Consider the following 17,012-nt stretch of genomic DNA (forward strand, 5'->3'; position numbering starts at 1 on the left):
AGCGTTTGCAAGCTGCATTGTAGCAAAAGAAACGATTGCTGCGCTATGGCGGCAATGCCGGTTTGCGGCCATCCGGACTGGCGCAGAAGCGCCGGCTTGATCAGCACCTTCCGTCGGCAGGCGGGCTCTGCAGGCGATCGCTGCAGTTATGCCAGTTTGTCATCGGCCACATGGTAGTGCGGGTCTTCCTTGATATTGACCTCAACCAGATCTGCAGCGGTGGTCAGCAGTTGAGTACACTCCTGACTTAAGTGCACCAGATGCATCTCCTTGCCGGCTTTTTTGTATCGCTCGGCCAGCTGGTCAATCGCCTCAATGGCCGAATGGTCAGCGATGCGTGACATGGCAAAATCGATATACACTTTTTGTGGATCATCTTCCGGATCAAACAGATCATTAAAGCGGTGTACGGAGGCGAAAAAGAGCGGGCCATGCACCCTGTAGGTACGGGCGCCATTTTTATGATCCTCATGAACGGCATAGATATGCCGGGCCTGTTTCCACGAGAAGGTCAGTGCGGTGGCAATGACGCCGATGATGACGGCAGTGGCAAGGTCGGTGAATACTGTGACGACGGCGACAAGAATGCCGACAAACGAGTCTTCGCGGGGGATTTTGTTGAGAAGATTGAAGCTGCCCCATTCGAAAGTGCCGATGACCACCATGAACATCAGGCCGACCAGCGCTGCAACCGGCACCATGGCAATCAGATCCGAAGTGAACATGATAAACACCAGCAGAAACAGGGCTGCGGCAATGCCGGAGAGATTGCGCAGGCCGCCGGATGAGACATTGATCATGGTCTGACCGATCATGGCGCAGCCGCCCATGCCGCCGAAGAAGCCATTGATGGTGTTGGCCAGCCCCTGGCCGATCGAGACGCGATTGCCCTGCCCCCGGGTTGAGGTCATTTCATCAACGACGCTCATGGTCAGCAGTGATTCGATCAGTCCGACACCGGCCAGAATAAATGCATAGGGGAGGATGATGGTCAGCGTCTCCATAGTCATCGGAACAGCCGGAATATGGAATGCGGGAAAACCACCGCTGATATCGGCGATGTCACCGACTGTTTTGGTGTCGATGCCGCCGAAGATGACCAGCAGGCTGACGGTGAGGATGGCAGCAAGGCCTGCCGGTATGGCGCGGGTGATTTTGGGCAGAAAAAACATGATGGCCATGGTCAGGGTGACCAGCCCCAGCATGGTCAGTAATGGTGAGCCGGTCAGCCAGTGCAGGTGGCCGTCAGCTCCCGTGCTTTTAAAGTGTTCCATCTGAGCCAGAAAAATGACCATGGCCAGTCCGTTCACGAAGCCGAGCATGACCGGGTAGGGCACCATGCGGATGTATTTGCCAAATTTCAGGCTGCCAAATGCGAGTTGAAGCAGGCCGGTCAGCACAATGGCAGCAAACAGATATTCGACACCGTGTTGCGATACCAGTGCCACCATGACCACGGCCATGGAGCCGGTGGCACCGGAAATCATGCCGGGGCGCCCGCCGACCAGCGAGGTCACAAGCCCCATCAGGAATGCACCATATAGTCCGACCAGCGGGTTGACGCCGGCAACAAAGGCAAAGGCAACCGCCTCCGGAACCAGCGCCAGGGCGACCGTCAGACCTGAAAGCAGGTCATCTCTCGTCCCGGCAGCGTGTTTGTAATAAAGCTGAAACATGACAACTCCTGTTGTAACCGTGGGGGGGCGGCACTCTAGGGGAGGGAGAGCTCAGGGCAAGTTTGGTGGGTATGCAAAAAAACGGGCTGCCAATATATGGCAGCCCGATAGCAGTTCCTGCAATGCAGGCGGAGCGCTTATTTCAGTACGCGCAGTTCAACGCGGCGGTTTTTGGCGCGCCCTTCCTTGCTGGTGTTATCAGCGACAGGCTGGGTTTCGCCATAGCCTTTGGAGCTCAGCCGCGATGCATCAATGCCATGCGCGACAAGATAGTCCATCACGCTGGCGGCACGGCGGGTCGAGAGTGCCATGTTATAGCCGTCGGAGCCGCTGCTGTCGGTGTGAGCCGCAACCTCAACCCTGATGTTTGCCCGTGCTTTCAGCGTAGTCACGGCTTTATCGAGCGTGGCGACGGAGCTCTGTCGCAGGTTGGCACTGTCATTATCGAAATACACACCTTCAAGCGAGATGATTTCGACCTTTGCCGGTTTTCCGGAGCATGCCTTGCGGGCTTCATTGGCCTTGTTGACTGCGGTGGCGATCAGGCTGGCATTTTCATCCGGATGTACATCCCCCTCGGTGAGTTCATGGGCAGCCCAGTAGTATGAGGCAACGGCTTCAGCCTGCAGTTTCGGGGCACAGCTCTCTGCACCGGCGGCTTTGGCATCGGCAATGGCCTTGCGTGCCTCATCCAGCTTGCTGCTGTCGGTATTCATGTGCGGGGCGCAGGCTGAGAGGGCGAGGGTAGCCGTTGCAGCAATCGCGAGACGTTTGATCATTTTGCACCTCCGGCTTTGGCCGCTTCATCTTCTGCCATGTTGATAAAGGTTTTTGCCGCACGCAGATCGTGCTGCCCCTTTTCCGTTGTGGCGATGGATGCAAGCTTGCGGGCAAGCACGGCATGGTAGCCCTCATTTCCCTGCAGCTCGGCGGTGATCTTTGCCTCCCGCTCCTCCACACTGACAAACAGCTGAGCCTGTGCCGGCAGTGCATACGTCAGCAGGGCTGACAGCAAAAGTATCAAACGTGCCATTCCTCTCCTCCTTGTGTGAGATGTTGGGCCATTATAGTCGGTCACCGGGTAATAGCAAAAACAGAGATTGCTTTTTATCCTTGCAGCAATTGCTCCATTTCGCGCAAAAGTGCCTTGCGTCTGAACAGCAGTGTCAGATGGCCACCACCCTGACTGTGCCAGAGGTGGGCGGCTCTCAGGCCGGCCATTAACAGTGCACGGACACGGCGGGTGTTGCCCGCTTGACTCAGGTGTTCGGATTTTCCACGCACCATGATACGTGGTTTCATCTGGCTGATGGTTTCACCGTAAAGATCGGCAATCGCAGCGATAATATTCGGATGCATGGTGTCGCCGAAATAGTGGCGCTGGTTGTTGATACGCTGCATGCCGGCAGCGAGTTGCTGTTGTACGGCTTTGTTTTGTGTCAGTTTTCCTTCCAGGGTCAGCAGGCCTGCACTGTAGGTCATCAGCGCCTTGTGCTGTGGCAGATTGTCGCCCTTGAGCATGCTGCTGCAGATGCGCAAGCCTGTTTGCAGGGCGGGGGTGCCGTTGTAATACAGGCCGATATGCTGATCGGCTGCAACAGGTTCCCGGAAGATGCTCTCCAGCATGGTGCGACAATCATCGGCATCGGCAGTGCCTTTGCGGGCAATCGAGTCGACGAGGTAGACTGCCTGGGTCAGGGCGGCGAGTGCGATAGCGCGCTGGCTGATAGCGGTGTGAGACTGATGCGACATGCGGCTATGCTGAGGTCAGTGAGGGAGATGCTCAAGTGGTGAATGAATTAAGACAGGGCGCGCATCAATGCCTGTTACTGGAAGAGGTGGATGAAAAGCTCGCTGCTGTCAGGGAGCTGGTCCGGATGCAGCAGGCGGGGGCGCTGACGCTGGCAGTAGCCGCCGGGCTGGAACCTGTCATGCAGCCAGGACGGCCTGTCCGGCCGGAGCTGATCAGGGCCAGCCGGGTGAAACGGCGTGGGTTCGGGACCAGAGAGGGGCGTGCAACGATGATGCATGCCATTGCTCATATCGAGTTTAACGCCATCAACCTGGCTCTGGATGCGGTCAGTCGCTTTAGTGATATGCCGGCCTCTTTTTATACGGACTGGCTGAATGTGGCGCATGAGGAGGTCTATCATTTTGAGCTGATACGGGCTCATCTGCGTCATCTTGGTGCTGATTACGGTGATTACCCTGCCCATGGCGGGCTTTGGGAAATGTGTGAGAAGACTGCCCATGATGTACTATCCCGTATGGCGCTGGTACCGCGTGTACTTGAGGCGCGGGGGCTGGATGTGACGCCCGGCATTCAGGAAAAGCTGGCGCAGGCAGGGGATCATCATGCGGTGAGTCTGCTTGATATCATCATGCGTGATGAAGTGGGGCATGTGGCTGTGGGCAATCACTGGTTTAATTACCTGTGTGGTCAGCGGGGACTTGATCCGTTTGCGACATTTACCGCACTGATCGGTGAATATTATCCGCGTGGTCTTGCCGGTCCGTATAATATGCTGGCGCGTGAACAGGCGGGTTTCTCAGCGCAGGAGATGACCATGCTCGGCTGCGCGTCGGATGTGTGATGCATTCGCTATTGTGTATGGTGGCGGAAAATTGAGCCGGTCGATCCGGCAAGTGTTTGATTTGTAATAAAAGATGCGTCGCTTCCGGCTTATGGCGTGTCTTTTCGAGCGCCCTGTGCCGGTCTTGAATGCAGGCCGGGCGTCTGGCACGTTGCACTCTTCGTGCCCGCAAGGTTGGCCGGATGCTGACACGACGGTATCTTGTTGGTATGTGCTGCGAATTGCATAAGTGCGACGGACTTCTAGGGTTGGCTGCTATGGTTCCGGATACCATGTGGACGGTGCTGCGGTGACCATCATCTGCTCCGATGGCCGCGCAGATCATTTGGCCTGTACGGCTCCGGTTTTGTCCGGGCTGGCAAGGCTGTCAGGATGACAAAGGAGAGAGATATGAAATCGATCAGGCAATGGGTATGGGCAATGCTGATGATGGCAATGGCTGTTGTCGGTGGTTTGCCCTTTGCTGCCGATCAGGCTGAAGCAGGGGATATGGCAGTGCTGAGCCTGACCCGCTCGGCCAAGCTGCATGTGGCTCCGTCAAGCCCATCCCGGGTGATTGAAATGGTGGCGAAGGGCGAGCGTTGTCAGCAGCTGGATACGCAGGATAAATGGGTTCAGGTCAGTATGGACAGAAACGGCCATACCGGCTGGATTCATCGCAGTTACCTCCGGCCGGTCGCTGCGGCTGAGCCACCTGTTGTAAGTCTTGACGATGATATCGACAGAGTGGTGACGATCGAGGCGGCACCGACTGCCACTCGACGTGCCCCGGTGGTAAAAAAATCGCGGCATCATGTGGTTGCTGCCAAAGGGCCGCTTCTGAAGCTGAGCAAGTCAGCCAAGCTGCATGCCGATGCTTCCGGTTCTTCCAGAGTGCTGAAAATTGTCGGGCGCGGAGAAACGGGTGTCTGGCTGGATAAAGTCGATGTATGGGTGAAGCTGCGTATGGACAGAGGCGGGCGCACCGGCTGGATTCATCAGAGTTACCTGGTGCCGGCGAAAAAGGCACCGGCATCGGAGCATTGAGCAGGCGATCCTCGCCGGCAGGGCTGCATCCCTGATTACAGCAGATCGAGTGTCCGGTTAAGGCCGCCACGGGAGATGGAGTAGGGGGCAAGTTCGCGAACCCGTGGTTTGGCGTGGAACGCGATGCCCATACCTGCTGTCTCAATCATCGGCAGGTCATTGGCGCCATCACCGATGGCGATGGTTTGTGCAAGCGGAATGTTCCACTCGGCTGCTTTAGCCAGCAGCGTCTGTCGCTTTGTTTGAGCATCCACCACGCTGCCGATAAAGCCGCCGGTCAGTTTCCCGTCGACAATCTCAAGTACATTGCCAAGGGCAAAGTCGAGTCCGAGCCGTTGCCTGAAGTGGTCGGTGAAGAAGGTGAAGCCGCCGGAAACCAGACATGTCTTCCAGCCGTGAGCCTGCAGTCCCCTGATCAGGGCTTCAGCGCCTTCGGTCAGCTGAATGCGCTCATCCAGCACGCGCTGAAGTACGCTGGCATCCAGCCCTTTGAGCAGTTTGACCCGCTCTGTGAATGAGGCGACAAAATCAAGCTTTCCTTCCATGGAAAGCTGGGTAATGGCGGCAATTTGCGCCTTGATGCCCATGAAGTCCGCGATTTCATCAATGCATTCGCACTGAATCAGCGTTGAGTCCATATCCATTAACAGCAGTCCCGGCCGGGCAAGTGTGGGGGATGGTTGCAGGGCGGTGATGGCAATATCAACGCTTGTGCGCTCCGCCAGCGGGCGCAGGCGCATGGTCAGCTGTTTGGCATCAGCGTGGCCGCTTAGCAACATTCTGCAATGATCGTTCTGTACACTGACCTGCAGGATGCCGATCTGTTCGATGATCAGCGATTCGCAGACCTCCCTGAATGTATCGAAATCGTGGCAGCCAAAAATGTGGGCGTTCATTTGCGGGGCATCCACAGCGCATGGCCAGATATCCAGCCGCTTGCCTTCATGCATGCTGATATGCAGTTGAACGGCCTCAAGCGATGCACAGTGATAATATTCACGCAGTTGCCATGCATCATGGATGCTGCAGAGCAGCAGTTGGCCCCCGCCCGGTGTGGTAAAGCAGGGCGAGTGCAGTGCGATCGGCAGGGCATAGTCGGACGGCAGCAGGAAGTTACTCAGCATGTCGGAGCTCCGGGCGGAAGGAATGGGCGGCTGGCAGGAAAATCACGCGGTCGAACTCTCAAGCAGTGAGTCGAGAAAGGCAATGTGCCCCTTGAGCTGCTGGCGCGGTGTACCTTCTCCGGCCAGCAGCGTGAGACTGCCATCCGGTGTCAGGCGAAAGCGATTGGGCTCACGTTGCACGCGCATCAGCAGTGCTGCCGGTTCAATCGGCGAGCTGGCGGTAAAGCCGAGACGCAGCCCCAGGGTTGACGTGCGGATGGAGGAGAGCGCCAGCGCTCTGGCACGCCAGCGAATGCGGGCGGACTCCAGACAGTATTTTGCTTCATCCGGCATCAGGCCGAAGCGGTCGGTCATCTCCTCAAACAGCAGCGTGATCTGGGCATCGTCCGTGGTGCGGGCAATGCGCCGGTAAAGGTTGAGGCGCTCCCCCGCCTGCGGTACATAATCCGGCGGCAGAATGGCGTTGATGCCCAGGTGCATATCAAGCGGCTGAACGGGTTTTGGTGGCTTGCCACGGGCTTCGGCCACGGCATCGGTCAGCATATCCAGATACATATCCAGGCCGATTTCTTCGATGCGGCCACTCTGTTCTGCCCCCAGAAGATTACCGGCACCGCGGATTTCCATATCCTGTCGGGCGAGCAGGAAACCGGCCCCCAATTCGGTATGGGTGGCAATGGCCTGCAGGCGTTCGCTGGCATCCGGGGTCATGCTGCGGGCATCCGGTGTAAACAGATAGGCATAGGCCTGTCGATGACTGCGACCCACGCGTCCCCTGATCTGATGCAGTTGTGCCAGGCCCAGCATGTCGGCACGCTCGACAATCAGGGTATTGGCGTTGGGCACATCAAGTCCTGATTCGACGATGGTGGTGCAGACAAGAATGTGCAGGCGCCCTTCATAGAAGGAGAGCATCTGCCGGTCGAGCTCAGCCGGTGTCATCTGGCCATGGGCGATGCCGATTTCAGCCTCCGGCACATCTTCCCTGAGACGTGCGGCAATGCGCTCGATGCTTTTTACATGGTTGTGCAGGTAATAGACCTGTCCGCCACGATAAAGTTCACGGCGGATGGCTTCTGCGGCCATGTGGCGGTCAAAACTTGAGACCATCGTGCGGATTGCCTCCCGCTCAGCCGGGGGGGTGCTGATAATTGAGACGCTGCGCAGGCCTGACATCGTCTGATGCAGGGTGCGCGGGATCGGCGTTGCTGTAAGTGTCAGAAGATCTGTCCCTGTATGCAGGGATTTCAGCTTCTGCTTGTGTTTAACACCGAAACGTTGTTCTTCATCCACGACGACAAGGCCCAGATCGGCGAATTCGAATGTATCCGAGAGCAGGCGGTGGGTGCCGATAATGACGCGGATGTCGCCACCGGCCAGTTCTGCGGTGATGCGATCAGCCTCTTTTTTGCTCTGCAGACGGGATATCAGCGCCACCTTGAGCCCTGTGCCCGAGAAGCGCTCGGCAAAACTGGCATAGTGCTGGTTGGCCAGTACCGTGGTGGGCGCGAGAACAGCAACCTGACGGCCGGACTCAGCGACGATGAAGGCAGCACGCATGGCAACCTCGGTTTTACCAAAACCGACATCGCCACAGATCACACGATCCATTGGTTTGTTGCCGGCGAGGTCGGTCAGGACCGCATCAATGGCTTCCGCCTGATCATCCGTTTCCTCAAAGGGAAAGCGGGCCGTAAACTCTTCGTAGGCATCCAGCAACACGCCTTCGAGGCGGCAGGGCGGACGTGTACAGCGACTGCGATCGGCTTCCACATCAATCAGCTCATGGGCCATGGCGAGCAGGTCATGTTTCACCCGTTCACGGGTCTTGCGCCATTTGTCCGACCCCAGCTTGCTGAGTGACGGAGACTCCTCACCTGTATAACGATGCAGGCGGCCGAGCTCTTCAACCGGTACAAATACATGGGCTTTGCCGGCATATTCAATCTTGATGAAGTCAGCGAGATCCTCTTCCTCACCCATGGTTTCAAGCCCCTGATAGAGGCCGACACCATGGTCTTCATGTACCACCGGGTCGCCGATTTTCAGTTCGGCGAGGCTGGTAAAAATATCGGCATGCAGAAGTGTTCTGCCGGATGAGCGCCGCTTGCGAGGCAGTCGTTGTCCGAGCAATTCCCGGCCGGTTAGCAGCAGCAGCTTTTGTTGCGGCAGGGCAAAGCCTGTTTCAAGGTAGCCGATGCAGGTGGAAATGGCGTCCGCTGAGGGGGCCTTCAGCTCGGCACAGGCCTCAAGCATGCGCTCCTGCTGGCCGAGACCATGGGCGACGAGGCGGATGCTCCAGCCCCGGGTCAGCCTCTCGTCCAGTGCATGGCGCATGGCATGCAGTGGTTGTTTGTGTTGACTGAAGTCAGCCAGCGCCGGTGCATCTTCGATGGCGGTCCGGGGCAGAGCGGAGGCCTGAATGGCTGTTTCGGTCGCGTAGAGCTCCTGCGGACTGATGCTGGGTTCAGCACTGCTGCGAACCATTTCAAACTGTCCGCGGACCTGTCCTGAAAAGGCCACCCGTTTCTGATCGATATCCGCATCGGCATAGACGGTGACGTTATCGGGCAGGTAGTCGATCAGCCGGGCGGTGTTTTGATAGGTCAGAGGCAGAAGCGCCTCAATGCCGGGGTGAGGGCGGCCGGACTGCACGGATGTCAGCATCGGGTGTTTGCGCAGGTGCGGGAAGCGGGCCCTGAATGCAGCGGCAAACGTTTCCATGCCCCGCTCATCGAGAATCACTTCGCGTACGGGGACAGAGGTAAAGTGTTGCAGCTCTTCACCTGAGCGCTGGGTTTCCGGGTCGAAGCGGCGAATGCTTTCGATTTCATCACCGAACATATCAATGCGCAGCGGCGTGGCCTCCGTCGCCGGCCATATATCAAACAGTCCGCCTCTGGCGGCAAACTCTCCTGCGACGAGGACCCGGTCTGCAGCAGTCATGCCCGCCTCTGCCAGCCGCGATTTCAAAGAGGCGGTATCAAGCTGGTCGCCGACGCGCAATTGCCACACATGGGCAGCCACGACCTCCGGTGGAGCCATGCGCTGCAGCCATGCCGGCAGGGCGGTCAGTAACAGCCCTTTTGGCGCCGGGGTGTTCAGCAGCCGGCCGAGCGTGGCGAAGCGCTCACCGACAATGCTGTGATGCGGGGATACGCGGTCGTAGGGAAGTACCTCCCATGCAGGCATTCGCCACAGACGGGCGGGTTGATCGGCAAGGAAGAAAGTGACCTCTTCGGCAAGTTGTCGATAGCTGCGCAGATCCGGGCAGATCCAGATGCTGAATTGGTTGGTCCGGGCCAGTTCGGCCAGCTGCCATGCCAGTCCTGTCAGTGTATGCGGGGGGGAGGTGGTTTCTGAGGTTTTCATCCTGATGCGGTATGCTGCCGCAAAGATGCACGGGCGGCCACACGGGATGGCGCTGTTGATATTGGCGCTGATCTTGCTCTTTTGAGCAGATATGGATGGCGCCGACAGGATGTGATGATTTTCGGCAAGGGTGAAGGTGTGATGGATGCCTTGAGAGAACAGCAGCAACTCCGGATTCGACTGGAACAGGTCAGATTATTGTTTGAGCCATCGCGCTATGTCGCTTTCGGCTATATTGTCATTGCCGTGATGACTGCCATCATTCAGTGGCCGGTGATTGATCACCGGTTGATTCTGCTGTGGGGCGGGGCCACTGTATTGACGGTGGCAGGGCGTCTCTGGCTGGCCTTCGCATTTGAAAGAGCGCAGCCGCACTGGTGCGATGTTGCCCGCTGGGAACGGGCTTTTTTTACAGGTACCGTTTTCGCCGGCCTGGTCTGGGGAATCGGTGTCTGGCTGCTCTTTCCGGCCGGGGATATCGTCCATCAGGCAGTGATTGTGATTGTGATCGCCGGCATGTCTGCAGCCGGCTCTGCCACCCTTTCCGGCCAGAAGGCTCCGGCGGTTGTCTTTGAATTGTTGATTCTGTTGCCGCTGATGGGGCGGCTGCTGCTTGAAGAAACGTTTATTACCACCTTTTTTGCTGCGATGGTCGGGGTTCACCTGCTGCTATTGCTCAACAGCTGCCTGCGCAACTGCCGCAATCATTTGCAAAATATTACCCTGCGTTTTGAAAGTGCGGATCGTGAGGCCGCCCTGCTGGCTGCCGACGAAAAATTGCGCCTGAGTGAAATGAGGCTGGCCCGGGCCCAGCGTATGGCTCACCTTGGTCACTGGGAGTATGAGATTGCTGCCAACAGGCTGACATGGTCGGATGAAATTCACCGGATTTTCGAGTTTGACAGTGAGGCGTTCGAGGGAACGTTCGAGGCATTCCTCGATATTGTGCATCCTGATGACAGGCAAAAGGTCAGTGATGCCTATCGCCAGTCTCTCAATGATCGCAGTGGATACGATATTGTGCATCGCTTGCAGTTTGCCGACGGACGCATCAAATACGTTCACGAGTGCTGTGAAACCACATATGATGAAGAGGGCATCCCCCTGGTTTCCACCGGTACGGTGCAGGATGTGACCGAGCACCGCCAGCTGGAGGAGCAGTTGCTGCAATCCCAGAAAATGGAGGCGATCGGTACACTGGTCGGGGGGATTGCCCATGACTTTAACAATATGCTTGCTGCCATACAGGGTAATGTCTATCTGGCCCGGCAGCAGCTGCCGAATGAGGCAGGCCGTGCCGCTGGCAAGCTGGATAATATTGAGAAGCTCAGTTTGAGAGCGGGTGATATGGTGCAGCAGCTGCTCACCTTTGCCCGTAAGGACACCGTCCAGATGCGCCCGTTGCCACTGAATATGTTTATGAAGGAGGCGGGAAAACTGGCGCGCAGCACGATTCCGGAGGATATCGATTGCACGTTTGACCTGTGCAGTGAGACGTTGACTGTATTGGGGGATGCGACCCAGCTACAACAGGCTTTGATGAATCTGCTGAATAACGCCTGTGATGCACTGCAAGGGGTACGCCATCCACAGATTGAATGCAGCCTGCAGCGCTGGAAAAGCCATGCCCAGTTCCACCGTATGCACCCGGAGGTGAGTGACGAGTTGTTCGCCCGTATTCGGGTTGCAGATAATGGTGGCGGTATCGCAAGCGAGCATCTGGAGAAGATTTTCGAACCGTTTTTTACCACCAAAGGGGTGGGTAAGGGAACCGGACTGGGGCTTGCGATGGTCTATGGTGCGGTGAGTCATCACGGTGGTGTGATTGAGGTGGAGAGCAAACCGGGCAAGGGGACGGCATTTCATATTTATCTGCCGATTTACGGGCAGCGTATCGACAGCCATGCAGAACACGCGGCGCCGGCTGAGGTGCTGCCGGGGAAGGGGGAAAAGATACTGCTTGTCGATGATGAGCAGTCTGTGCGCAGTGCTGTTGCCGGCGTGCTCGAAAGCCTTGGTTATCAGGTGGTAACAGCCTGTGATGGAGAACAGGCCGTGGCACAGTTTCTGCAGTATCGCGACGAGATTGGTCTGGCGATCCTGGATGTGGTGATGCCGAAAATGGGGGGGATGGAGGCTGCCAGGCAGATACGGGAGATGCATGCCGGTCTGCCGATTATTCTGGCCACAGGTTATGATCGCGAGAAAGCACTTAAAACCGGTGAGCGGCCGGAGCGAGCCCTTTTCCTCAGCAAGCCGTTCAGTGTGGAGGGGTTGTCTGTTTCGTTGCGGAGCCTGCTTGATGAGGTGGAAGCAAAGGTCTAGGAGTCTGTCGGACTTAACTCAAATCTACTGCGCGGCAGGGATAGCGGCCCAAAATGCCCCGGGCTTTTGTCGTATAGTCACCACTATGCTCCTCAATCCCGGAATATTTTTTCTTGCAGACATTGCTATCGCGCCATTTGAAGTCATGCCATGGCTTCAAACGGCTTGCTCCTGCTTGCTACGGATTGCTTAAATCCGACAGGCTCCTAGGGGTAAGGATGCGCCGGATTAATCGGCGACCCCGTAAGGAGATGCTGATTGATTGCCCTGCTGGCAAAATCAGTACGCAAAGACAAAAGCCTGACAAAGAGGCAGGGGGCCGATCGGACGGCCAGGGGCCGCCCGCAGGGCGAGGGCATGATGCCCGGGTCATTTTGTATTTATTTACAAATCAAACACTTGCGCGTCTGATTTGATTCGCTGCATCCTGCAGCCCATCTGGTGGCGGCAAAGTCGTCCAATCCGGTTATCCTGCCGGATTGTGGCCTCCGTCCATGGCCCGCCCGGAATCGCTGATTCATACTAAACGGGCGAAAGCATTATGGTTGGTTGCTCATCGCCGCACGACGCGTTTTGATGCTGCTGTCGATTTCATCTGCCAGCTCAATCATTTCTTGAAGCACTCTGGTTGTCCGCTCGGATGGTTTTTCCATCAGCAGCATTTCAGCGGTCATGATCATGCCGGTCAGGGTATTATTCAGGTCGTGGGAAAGGTCCCGGCAAAAGTCCTGGCTGGCAGACTCTGCCCGTACCCGTGCTGCTTCCGCTGCATCCAGCTGTGATTTCAGCTCATGGATCGTGGTGGCGTGCCGTTGATATGTGATGGCATGGTGGATGCGGTGGTGCAGCAGTGGTGCGGAAACAGGGGCAAGCAGATAGTCATCCGCACCTGCAGCAAGGGCCTGTGCAAGCGGTTCATCGTGCTGCGCTATGAGGATAATGGCATGCGGGCCGAGTGAGCGAAGGCGGCCGATAACGGCAATGCAATCGGGCAGCGAGAGCGGAAGCAGGATGGCATCGGGGTGCGTGCCGGCGATGTCAGTAAAAAGATTCTCAGCGCTGGTGGTGGCAACCTGATAGTCCGTGTGGGCCAGTGCCTTTTGAATTTCACAGGCGGGTGACAGGCCATGTTCAACGCTCACAATTCGAATCATTGCACTCATGCAGGTTGTCCTCTCATGCAGCCTTCCGGGCAGGGGCGGGGTGGCTGCATGCTCAGCGTAGCAGCTATCATCAGGCCAGGGAAGAGATCATTTCACCGCATTGCCTCGTGGTGTAGAGTTGCCATCCGGCTGGTATGCCCTGCATCAACGTCAGATCATTATCCTGGAGGACGACTTGTCGGACACTCACAGCAATAGGCCGCTGCTTGGCAGCGATGATGCTCTGCAACTGGCAAAATGGGATGAGGCCCGTCTGCGTGAGATTCTGGGCGGGATGCATGTTTCCGAACTGGCCGATCTTCTGCTCTCCTGCCGTAATGACGATCAACGCCGTTTGCTGGTCGAATATATTCCTGACGAATGCCTGGGTGAGGTGCTGCTTGAGTTGCCCGAGGGCGTGCAGGAAGAGGTGCTGGCTGTATTTGAGCCGCAGGAAATCGAGGATGTGGTTGAGCACCTTGATTCGGATGATGCGGCCGATCTTCTTCAGGCGGTGGACAAGGAGATTGCCGATGAGGTGATCGGCCGGCTTGATCCTTCCGAACGACGTGATATCGCCGAACTGCTCAGTCATGATGAGGAGACTGCCGGTGGTCTGATGCAGTCCGAGCTGTTCAAGGTGCGTGGCAGCTGGCCGGTTGAAAAGGTGTTGCAGGTGCTGCGCCGTTTCGGCCGCGAAATCGAGAATCTTAACTACGTATATGTCGTTGATGATGATGACCTGCTCGTGGGGGTGTTATCACTGCATACCCTGCTGTTTGCCGAGCCGGAGGTGATGATCAGTCTGCTTGCCCAGACCGATTTCCCCCGTGTGATGGCCGGTCAGGATCAGGAAGAGGTGGCCCGACTGTTTGAAAAATATGACGTGCTGGCGATGCCGGTGGTCAACGCGAGTGGTGAACTTGTCGGACGTATTACCGCCGACGACGTCATCGATGTGATGCGTGAAGAGGCCACCGAAGATATGTACCGACTGGCAGCACTGTCCGATCAGGATGATCTGGCCGAATCGGTATCGACCACTGCACGGCGACGGGGCATCTGGCTGGCGGTGAATCTGTTAACGGCAATCGCGGCCTCTGTAGTGATTTCCCAGTTTGAGGCGACCATTGCACAGGTTGTGGCGCTGGCGGTGCTGATGCCGATTGTGGCCAGCATGGGGGGCATTGCCGGTACCCAGACACTGACGGTGATTGTACGCGGTATTGCACTTGGTCGTATCACGTTTGCCAATGCACGCCGGGCCCTGATCAAGGAGGTCTCGGTTGGACTTGTTTCCGGCGGTGTGTTTGCCGTTGTCATGGCGACGGTGGCTTCACTGTGGTTTCCTGAACTTGGTATGCGTCTGGGAGCGATTATTGCCGTGGCGATGATGGTCAATCTGTTTGCCGCAGGCCTTGCCGGATCGGTGATTCCACTGACACTGCAGCGGCTTGATATTGATCCGGCCCTGGCATCGGGCACCATATTGACGACGGTCACCGATGTGGTCGGCTTTTTTACATTTCTCGGCCTTGCCACTATTTTTCTGGTATAGATCAGAGCGTTGACAGCAAATCCGTCGGGCGAGCATACAGGAGCAGAAATTGAACAGAGTGAATCGTCGGCTACCCGCTGAGTGGGAGCCGCAAAGCGGAGTACAGCTCTCATGGCCGCGGCCTGACAGTGACTGGGCCGACCTTCTTGATCGGGTAGAGCCATGTGTGGCGGCGATTGTTGCTGCGATCAGCCGGTTTGAGCGGGTGGTTGTGGTGGTACATGATGCTGAGGCGGTTCGCCCGCAACTTGAAGCGGCCGGCGCGCAGGCTGAACAGGTTACCCTGATCGAATTGCCGGCCAATGATACCTGGGTTCGTGATTACGGCGCGCTCACGGTTGAAGAGGGGGATGCATTCCGTCTGCTCGACTTCAGCTTTAACGGCTGGGGGCTCAAATTTGCAGCCAACCTTGATAACCAGGTCAGTCGCCGGCTTCATGCTGCGGGGCTGTTTGGCGACCAGCCGATGACCTCATTGCCCATGATCCTTGAGGGGGGCTCCATCGACAGTGATGGCGCCGGCACCATTCTGACAACCTCGGACTGTCTGCTTTCGCTCAATCGCAATACCCATCTCACACAGGCGGAGATCGAGGCAGAACTCTGTGCGCAGTTTGGTGCCCGGCGACTGCTGTGGCTCGATCACGGTCATCTGGCCGGTGATGATACCGACAGTCATGTCGATATTCTGGCCCGTTTTGCATCTCCCGATACGATTATACATATGGCCTGTGATGATCCGGCCGATGCCCATGATCAGGCATTTGCTGCCATGCAGTTGCAGCTGCAGCAGTTCCGTCGGCTCGATGGTATGCCTTATCATCTGGTCGCACTGCCGTGGCCAAAGCCAAGGCTCGGGCGCTTCGGGCAGGTGATGGCCCCGTCTTATGCCAATTTTCTGATTATCAACGGTGCAGTGCTGGTGCCGACCTATCAGGACAGTGCCGATGCCGAGGCTTTGCGTCTGATTGGCGCATGTTTTCCGGGACGGGAGGTGATCGGTATCGATGCCAGCGTTCTGATCGAGCAGGGCGGCAGCCTGCATTGCATGACCATGCAGTTTCCAATGGGGGTCTTATCATGAGTGTATTGCGGACAGGGCTGGTACAACAGCGCTGCGGTGAAGACAAGGCGGCAAACCTTGTCGAAAGTATTGAGGGAATCCGCGAGGCAGCCCGCCTCGGGGCGAAGCTGGTTGTGCTGCAGGAGCTGCATGCCACCCCTTATTTCTGTCAGGTAGAGAATCCCGACTATTTTGACCTGGCTGAGTCGATTCCCGGTCCATCCAGTGACATTCTGGCGGCCGTAGCTGCCGAGCTGGGGGTGGTGATTGTTGCCTCCCTGTTTGAGCGTCGTGCGGCAGGCCTTTACCATAATACGGCAGTGGTGCTGGAGGCGGATGGATCCATCGCCGGTATCTACCGCAAGATGCATATCCCGGATGATCCGGCCTATTACGAAAAGTTTTATTTCACCCCGGGCGATATCGGCTTTGAGCCGATTGAGACCTCGGTCGGCAGGCTTGGTGTGCTGGTGTGCTGGGATCAGTGGTATCCTGAAGCGGCCCGTCTGATGGCGATGGCCGGGGCTGATATGTTGATCTATCCGACCGCGATAGGCTGGTCGCCTGATGAGGGCGAGGATGAGCAGCTGCGGCAGCGGGGGGCATGGGAGATCAGTATGCGCGGGCACGCCGTTGCCAACGGGCTGCCGGTGATCTGTGTGAACCGTACCGGGTTTGAGCCGAGCCCTGCCGGTGAGAGCGGGCTGGAGTTCTGGGGCGGCAGTTTTGTCGCCGGTCCACAGGGTGAAATCCTGGCCAGTGCAGATGCTGATGAGCAGGCGGTGATGGTGGTGGATGTCGATCTCGGTCGCAGTGAGAAGGTACGTCGCATGTGGCCGTTTTTGCGAGACAGGCGTATCGATATGTATGAAGAGCTGGTCCTGCGTTACAGAGACTAGGAGCATGTCGGCTTAAGCAATTCGTAGCGAGCAGGAGTAAGCCATTTGAAGCCATGGCATGGCTTCAAATGGCGCGATAGCAATGTCTGCAAGAAAAAAAATTCCGGGATTTTGGGCCGCCATAGCTGCCGCGCGGCAGATTTGAGTTAAGTTCGACAGATTCCTGAGGATACTCTGAACAGGTCAGGGTATCGGTGCCTGCCACGGGCGGCCTGCGGTCGTTGCGATTCGGG

General features: G+C 57.2%; 13 protein-coding genes. 6 read left to right on the top strand and 7 right to left on the bottom strand.

The features are described from left to right. Window positions 1-146 precede the first annotated feature (146 nt). The 4 genes from FEF65_RS00445 to hflD form a co-directional block, all read right to left on the bottom strand. The gene (locus FEF65_RS00445; RefSeq protein ID WP_138237817.1) at window positions 147-1,676 is read right to left on the bottom strand and encodes a SulP family inorganic anion transporter; all 1,530 of its coding nucleotides are present in this window, start codon (window positions 1,674-1,676) and stop codon (window positions 147-149) included. Between the two features lie 137 nt (window positions 1,677-1,813). Next, window positions 1,814-2,455: an OmpA family protein gene (locus FEF65_RS00450; RefSeq protein WP_138237818.1), complete on the bottom strand. Its 642-nt coding sequence runs from the start codon at window positions 2,453-2,455 to the stop codon at window positions 1,814-1,816. Continuing rightward, window positions 2,452-2,709 carry a hypothetical protein gene (locus tag FEF65_RS00455; protein WP_138237819.1) on the bottom strand — a complete coding sequence of 86 codons (258 nt, stop codon included), beginning with the start codon at window positions 2,707-2,709 and terminating at the stop codon, window positions 2,452-2,454. Before FEF65_RS00455 ends, FEF65_RS00450 begins: the two co-directional genes overlap by 4 nt. Window positions 2,710-2,783: 74 nt before the next feature. Further along, window positions 2,784-3,428, bottom strand: coding sequence for a high frequency lysogenization protein HflD (gene hflD, locus FEF65_RS00460; RefSeq protein WP_138237820.1), 645 nt, complete (start codon window positions 3,426-3,428; stop codon window positions 2,784-2,786). 35 nt (window positions 3,429-3,463) lie between these two features. On the opposite strand from hflD, the gene FEF65_RS00465 reads away from it, so the two are divergent. Continuing rightward, window positions 3,464-4,270 carry a ferritin-like domain-containing protein gene (locus FEF65_RS00465; RefSeq protein ID WP_138237821.1) on the top strand — a complete coding sequence of 269 codons (807 nt, stop codon included), beginning with the start codon at window positions 3,464-3,466 and terminating at the stop codon, window positions 4,268-4,270. Window positions 4,271-4,660: 390 nt separating this feature from the next. Continuing rightward, window positions 4,661-5,296 carry an SH3 domain-containing protein gene (locus FEF65_RS00470; protein WP_161595135.1) on the top strand — a complete coding sequence of 212 codons (636 nt, stop codon included), beginning with the start codon at window positions 4,661-4,663 and terminating at the stop codon, window positions 5,294-5,296. A 35-nt stretch (window positions 5,297-5,331) separates the two neighbouring features. Here FEF65_RS00470 and serB read toward each other — a convergent pair whose 3' ends face one another. Together serB and mfd are read right to left on the bottom strand one after the other, a co-directional pair. Next, window positions 5,332-6,420, bottom strand: a complete 1,089-nt coding sequence (gene serB, locus FEF65_RS13565) for a phosphoserine phosphatase SerB (protein WP_238701086.1) — start codon at window positions 6,418-6,420, stop codon at window positions 5,332-5,334. A gap of 42 nt (window positions 6,421-6,462) precedes the next feature. Further along, on the bottom strand, window positions 6,463-9,792 hold the full coding sequence (mfd, locus tag FEF65_RS00480; RefSeq protein ID WP_138237823.1) for a transcription-repair coupling factor: 3,330 nt from the start codon (window positions 9,790-9,792) through the stop codon (window positions 6,463-6,465). 81 nt (window positions 9,793-9,873) lie between these two features. On the opposite strand from mfd, the gene FEF65_RS00485 reads away from it, so the two are divergent. Continuing rightward, window positions 9,874-12,117 carry a hybrid sensor histidine kinase/response regulator gene (locus tag FEF65_RS00485; protein ID WP_138237824.1) on the top strand — a complete coding sequence of 748 codons (2,244 nt, stop codon included), beginning with the start codon at window positions 9,874-9,876 and terminating at the stop codon, window positions 12,115-12,117. 539 nt (window positions 12,118-12,656) lie between these two features. On the opposite strand, the gene FEF65_RS00490 is transcribed toward FEF65_RS00485, so the two are convergent. Further along, on the bottom strand, window positions 12,657-13,280 hold the full coding sequence (locus FEF65_RS00490) for a histidine kinase dimerization/phospho-acceptor domain-containing protein (RefSeq protein WP_138237825.1): 624 nt from the start codon (window positions 13,278-13,280) through the stop codon (window positions 12,657-12,659). A 175-nt stretch (window positions 13,281-13,455) separates the two neighbouring features. Here FEF65_RS00490 and mgtE point away from each other — a divergent pair, with 175 nt between their 5' ends. From mgtE to FEF65_RS00505, 3 genes are read left to right on the top strand one after another with little or no spacing between them, the layout of a single operon-like run. Further along, window positions 13,456-14,817: a magnesium transporter gene (gene mgtE, locus FEF65_RS00495; protein ID WP_138238081.1), complete on the top strand. Its 1,362-nt coding sequence runs from the start codon at window positions 13,456-13,458 to the stop codon at window positions 14,815-14,817. 58 nt (window positions 14,818-14,875) lie between these two features. Further along, window positions 14,876-15,901, top strand: a complete 1,026-nt coding sequence (locus FEF65_RS00500; RefSeq protein ID WP_138238082.1) for an agmatine deiminase family protein — start codon at window positions 14,876-14,878, stop codon at window positions 15,899-15,901. Continuing rightward, entirely contained in the window at window positions 15,898-16,779 is an 882-nt protein-coding gene (locus FEF65_RS00505; protein ID WP_138237826.1) for a carbon-nitrogen hydrolase, read from the top strand. The genes FEF65_RS00500 and FEF65_RS00505 overlap by 4 nt, the downstream gene beginning before the upstream one ends. Window positions 16,780-17,012: the final 233 nt, after the last annotated feature.

The organism is Mariprofundus erugo (genome assembly GCF_005818865.1).
GTDB classification, from domain to species: domain Bacteria; phylum Pseudomonadota; class Zetaproteobacteria; order Mariprofundales; family Mariprofundaceae; genus Mariprofundus; species Mariprofundus erugo.

Bases quoted from the DNA above. Each gene is read 5' to 3' on its own strand.
- FEF65_RS00455 (WP_138237819.1), bottom strand. From the start codon at position 2,709: ATGGCACGTTTGATACTTTTGCTGTCAGCCCTGCTGACGTATGCACTG.
- serB (WP_238701086.1), bottom strand. From the start codon at position 6,420: ATGCTGAGTAACTTCCTGCTGCCGTCCGACTATGCCCTGCCGATCGCA.
- hflD (WP_138237820.1), bottom strand. From the start codon at position 3,428: ATGTCGCATCAGTCTCACACCGCTATCAGCCAGCGCGCTATCGCACTC.
- FEF65_RS00450 (WP_138237818.1), bottom strand. From the start codon at position 2,455: ATGATCAAACGTCTCGCGATTGCTGCAACGGCTACCCTCGCCCTCTCA.
- FEF65_RS00470 (WP_161595135.1), top strand. From the start codon at position 4,661: ATGAAATCGATCAGGCAATGGGTATGGGCAATGCTGATGATGGCAATG.
- FEF65_RS00505 (WP_138237826.1), top strand. From the start codon at position 15,898: ATGAGTGTATTGCGGACAGGGCTGGTACAACAGCGCTGCGGTGAAGAC.
- FEF65_RS00445 (WP_138237817.1), bottom strand. From the start codon at position 1,676: ATGTTTCAGCTTTATTACAAACACGCTGCCGGGACGAGAGATGACCTG.
- FEF65_RS00490 (WP_138237825.1), bottom strand. From the start codon at position 13,280: ATGAGTGCAATGATTCGAATTGTGAGCGTTGAACATGGCCTGTCACCC.
- mfd (WP_138237823.1), bottom strand. From the start codon at position 9,792: ATGAAAACCTCAGAAACCACCTCCCCCCCGCATACACTGACAGGACTG.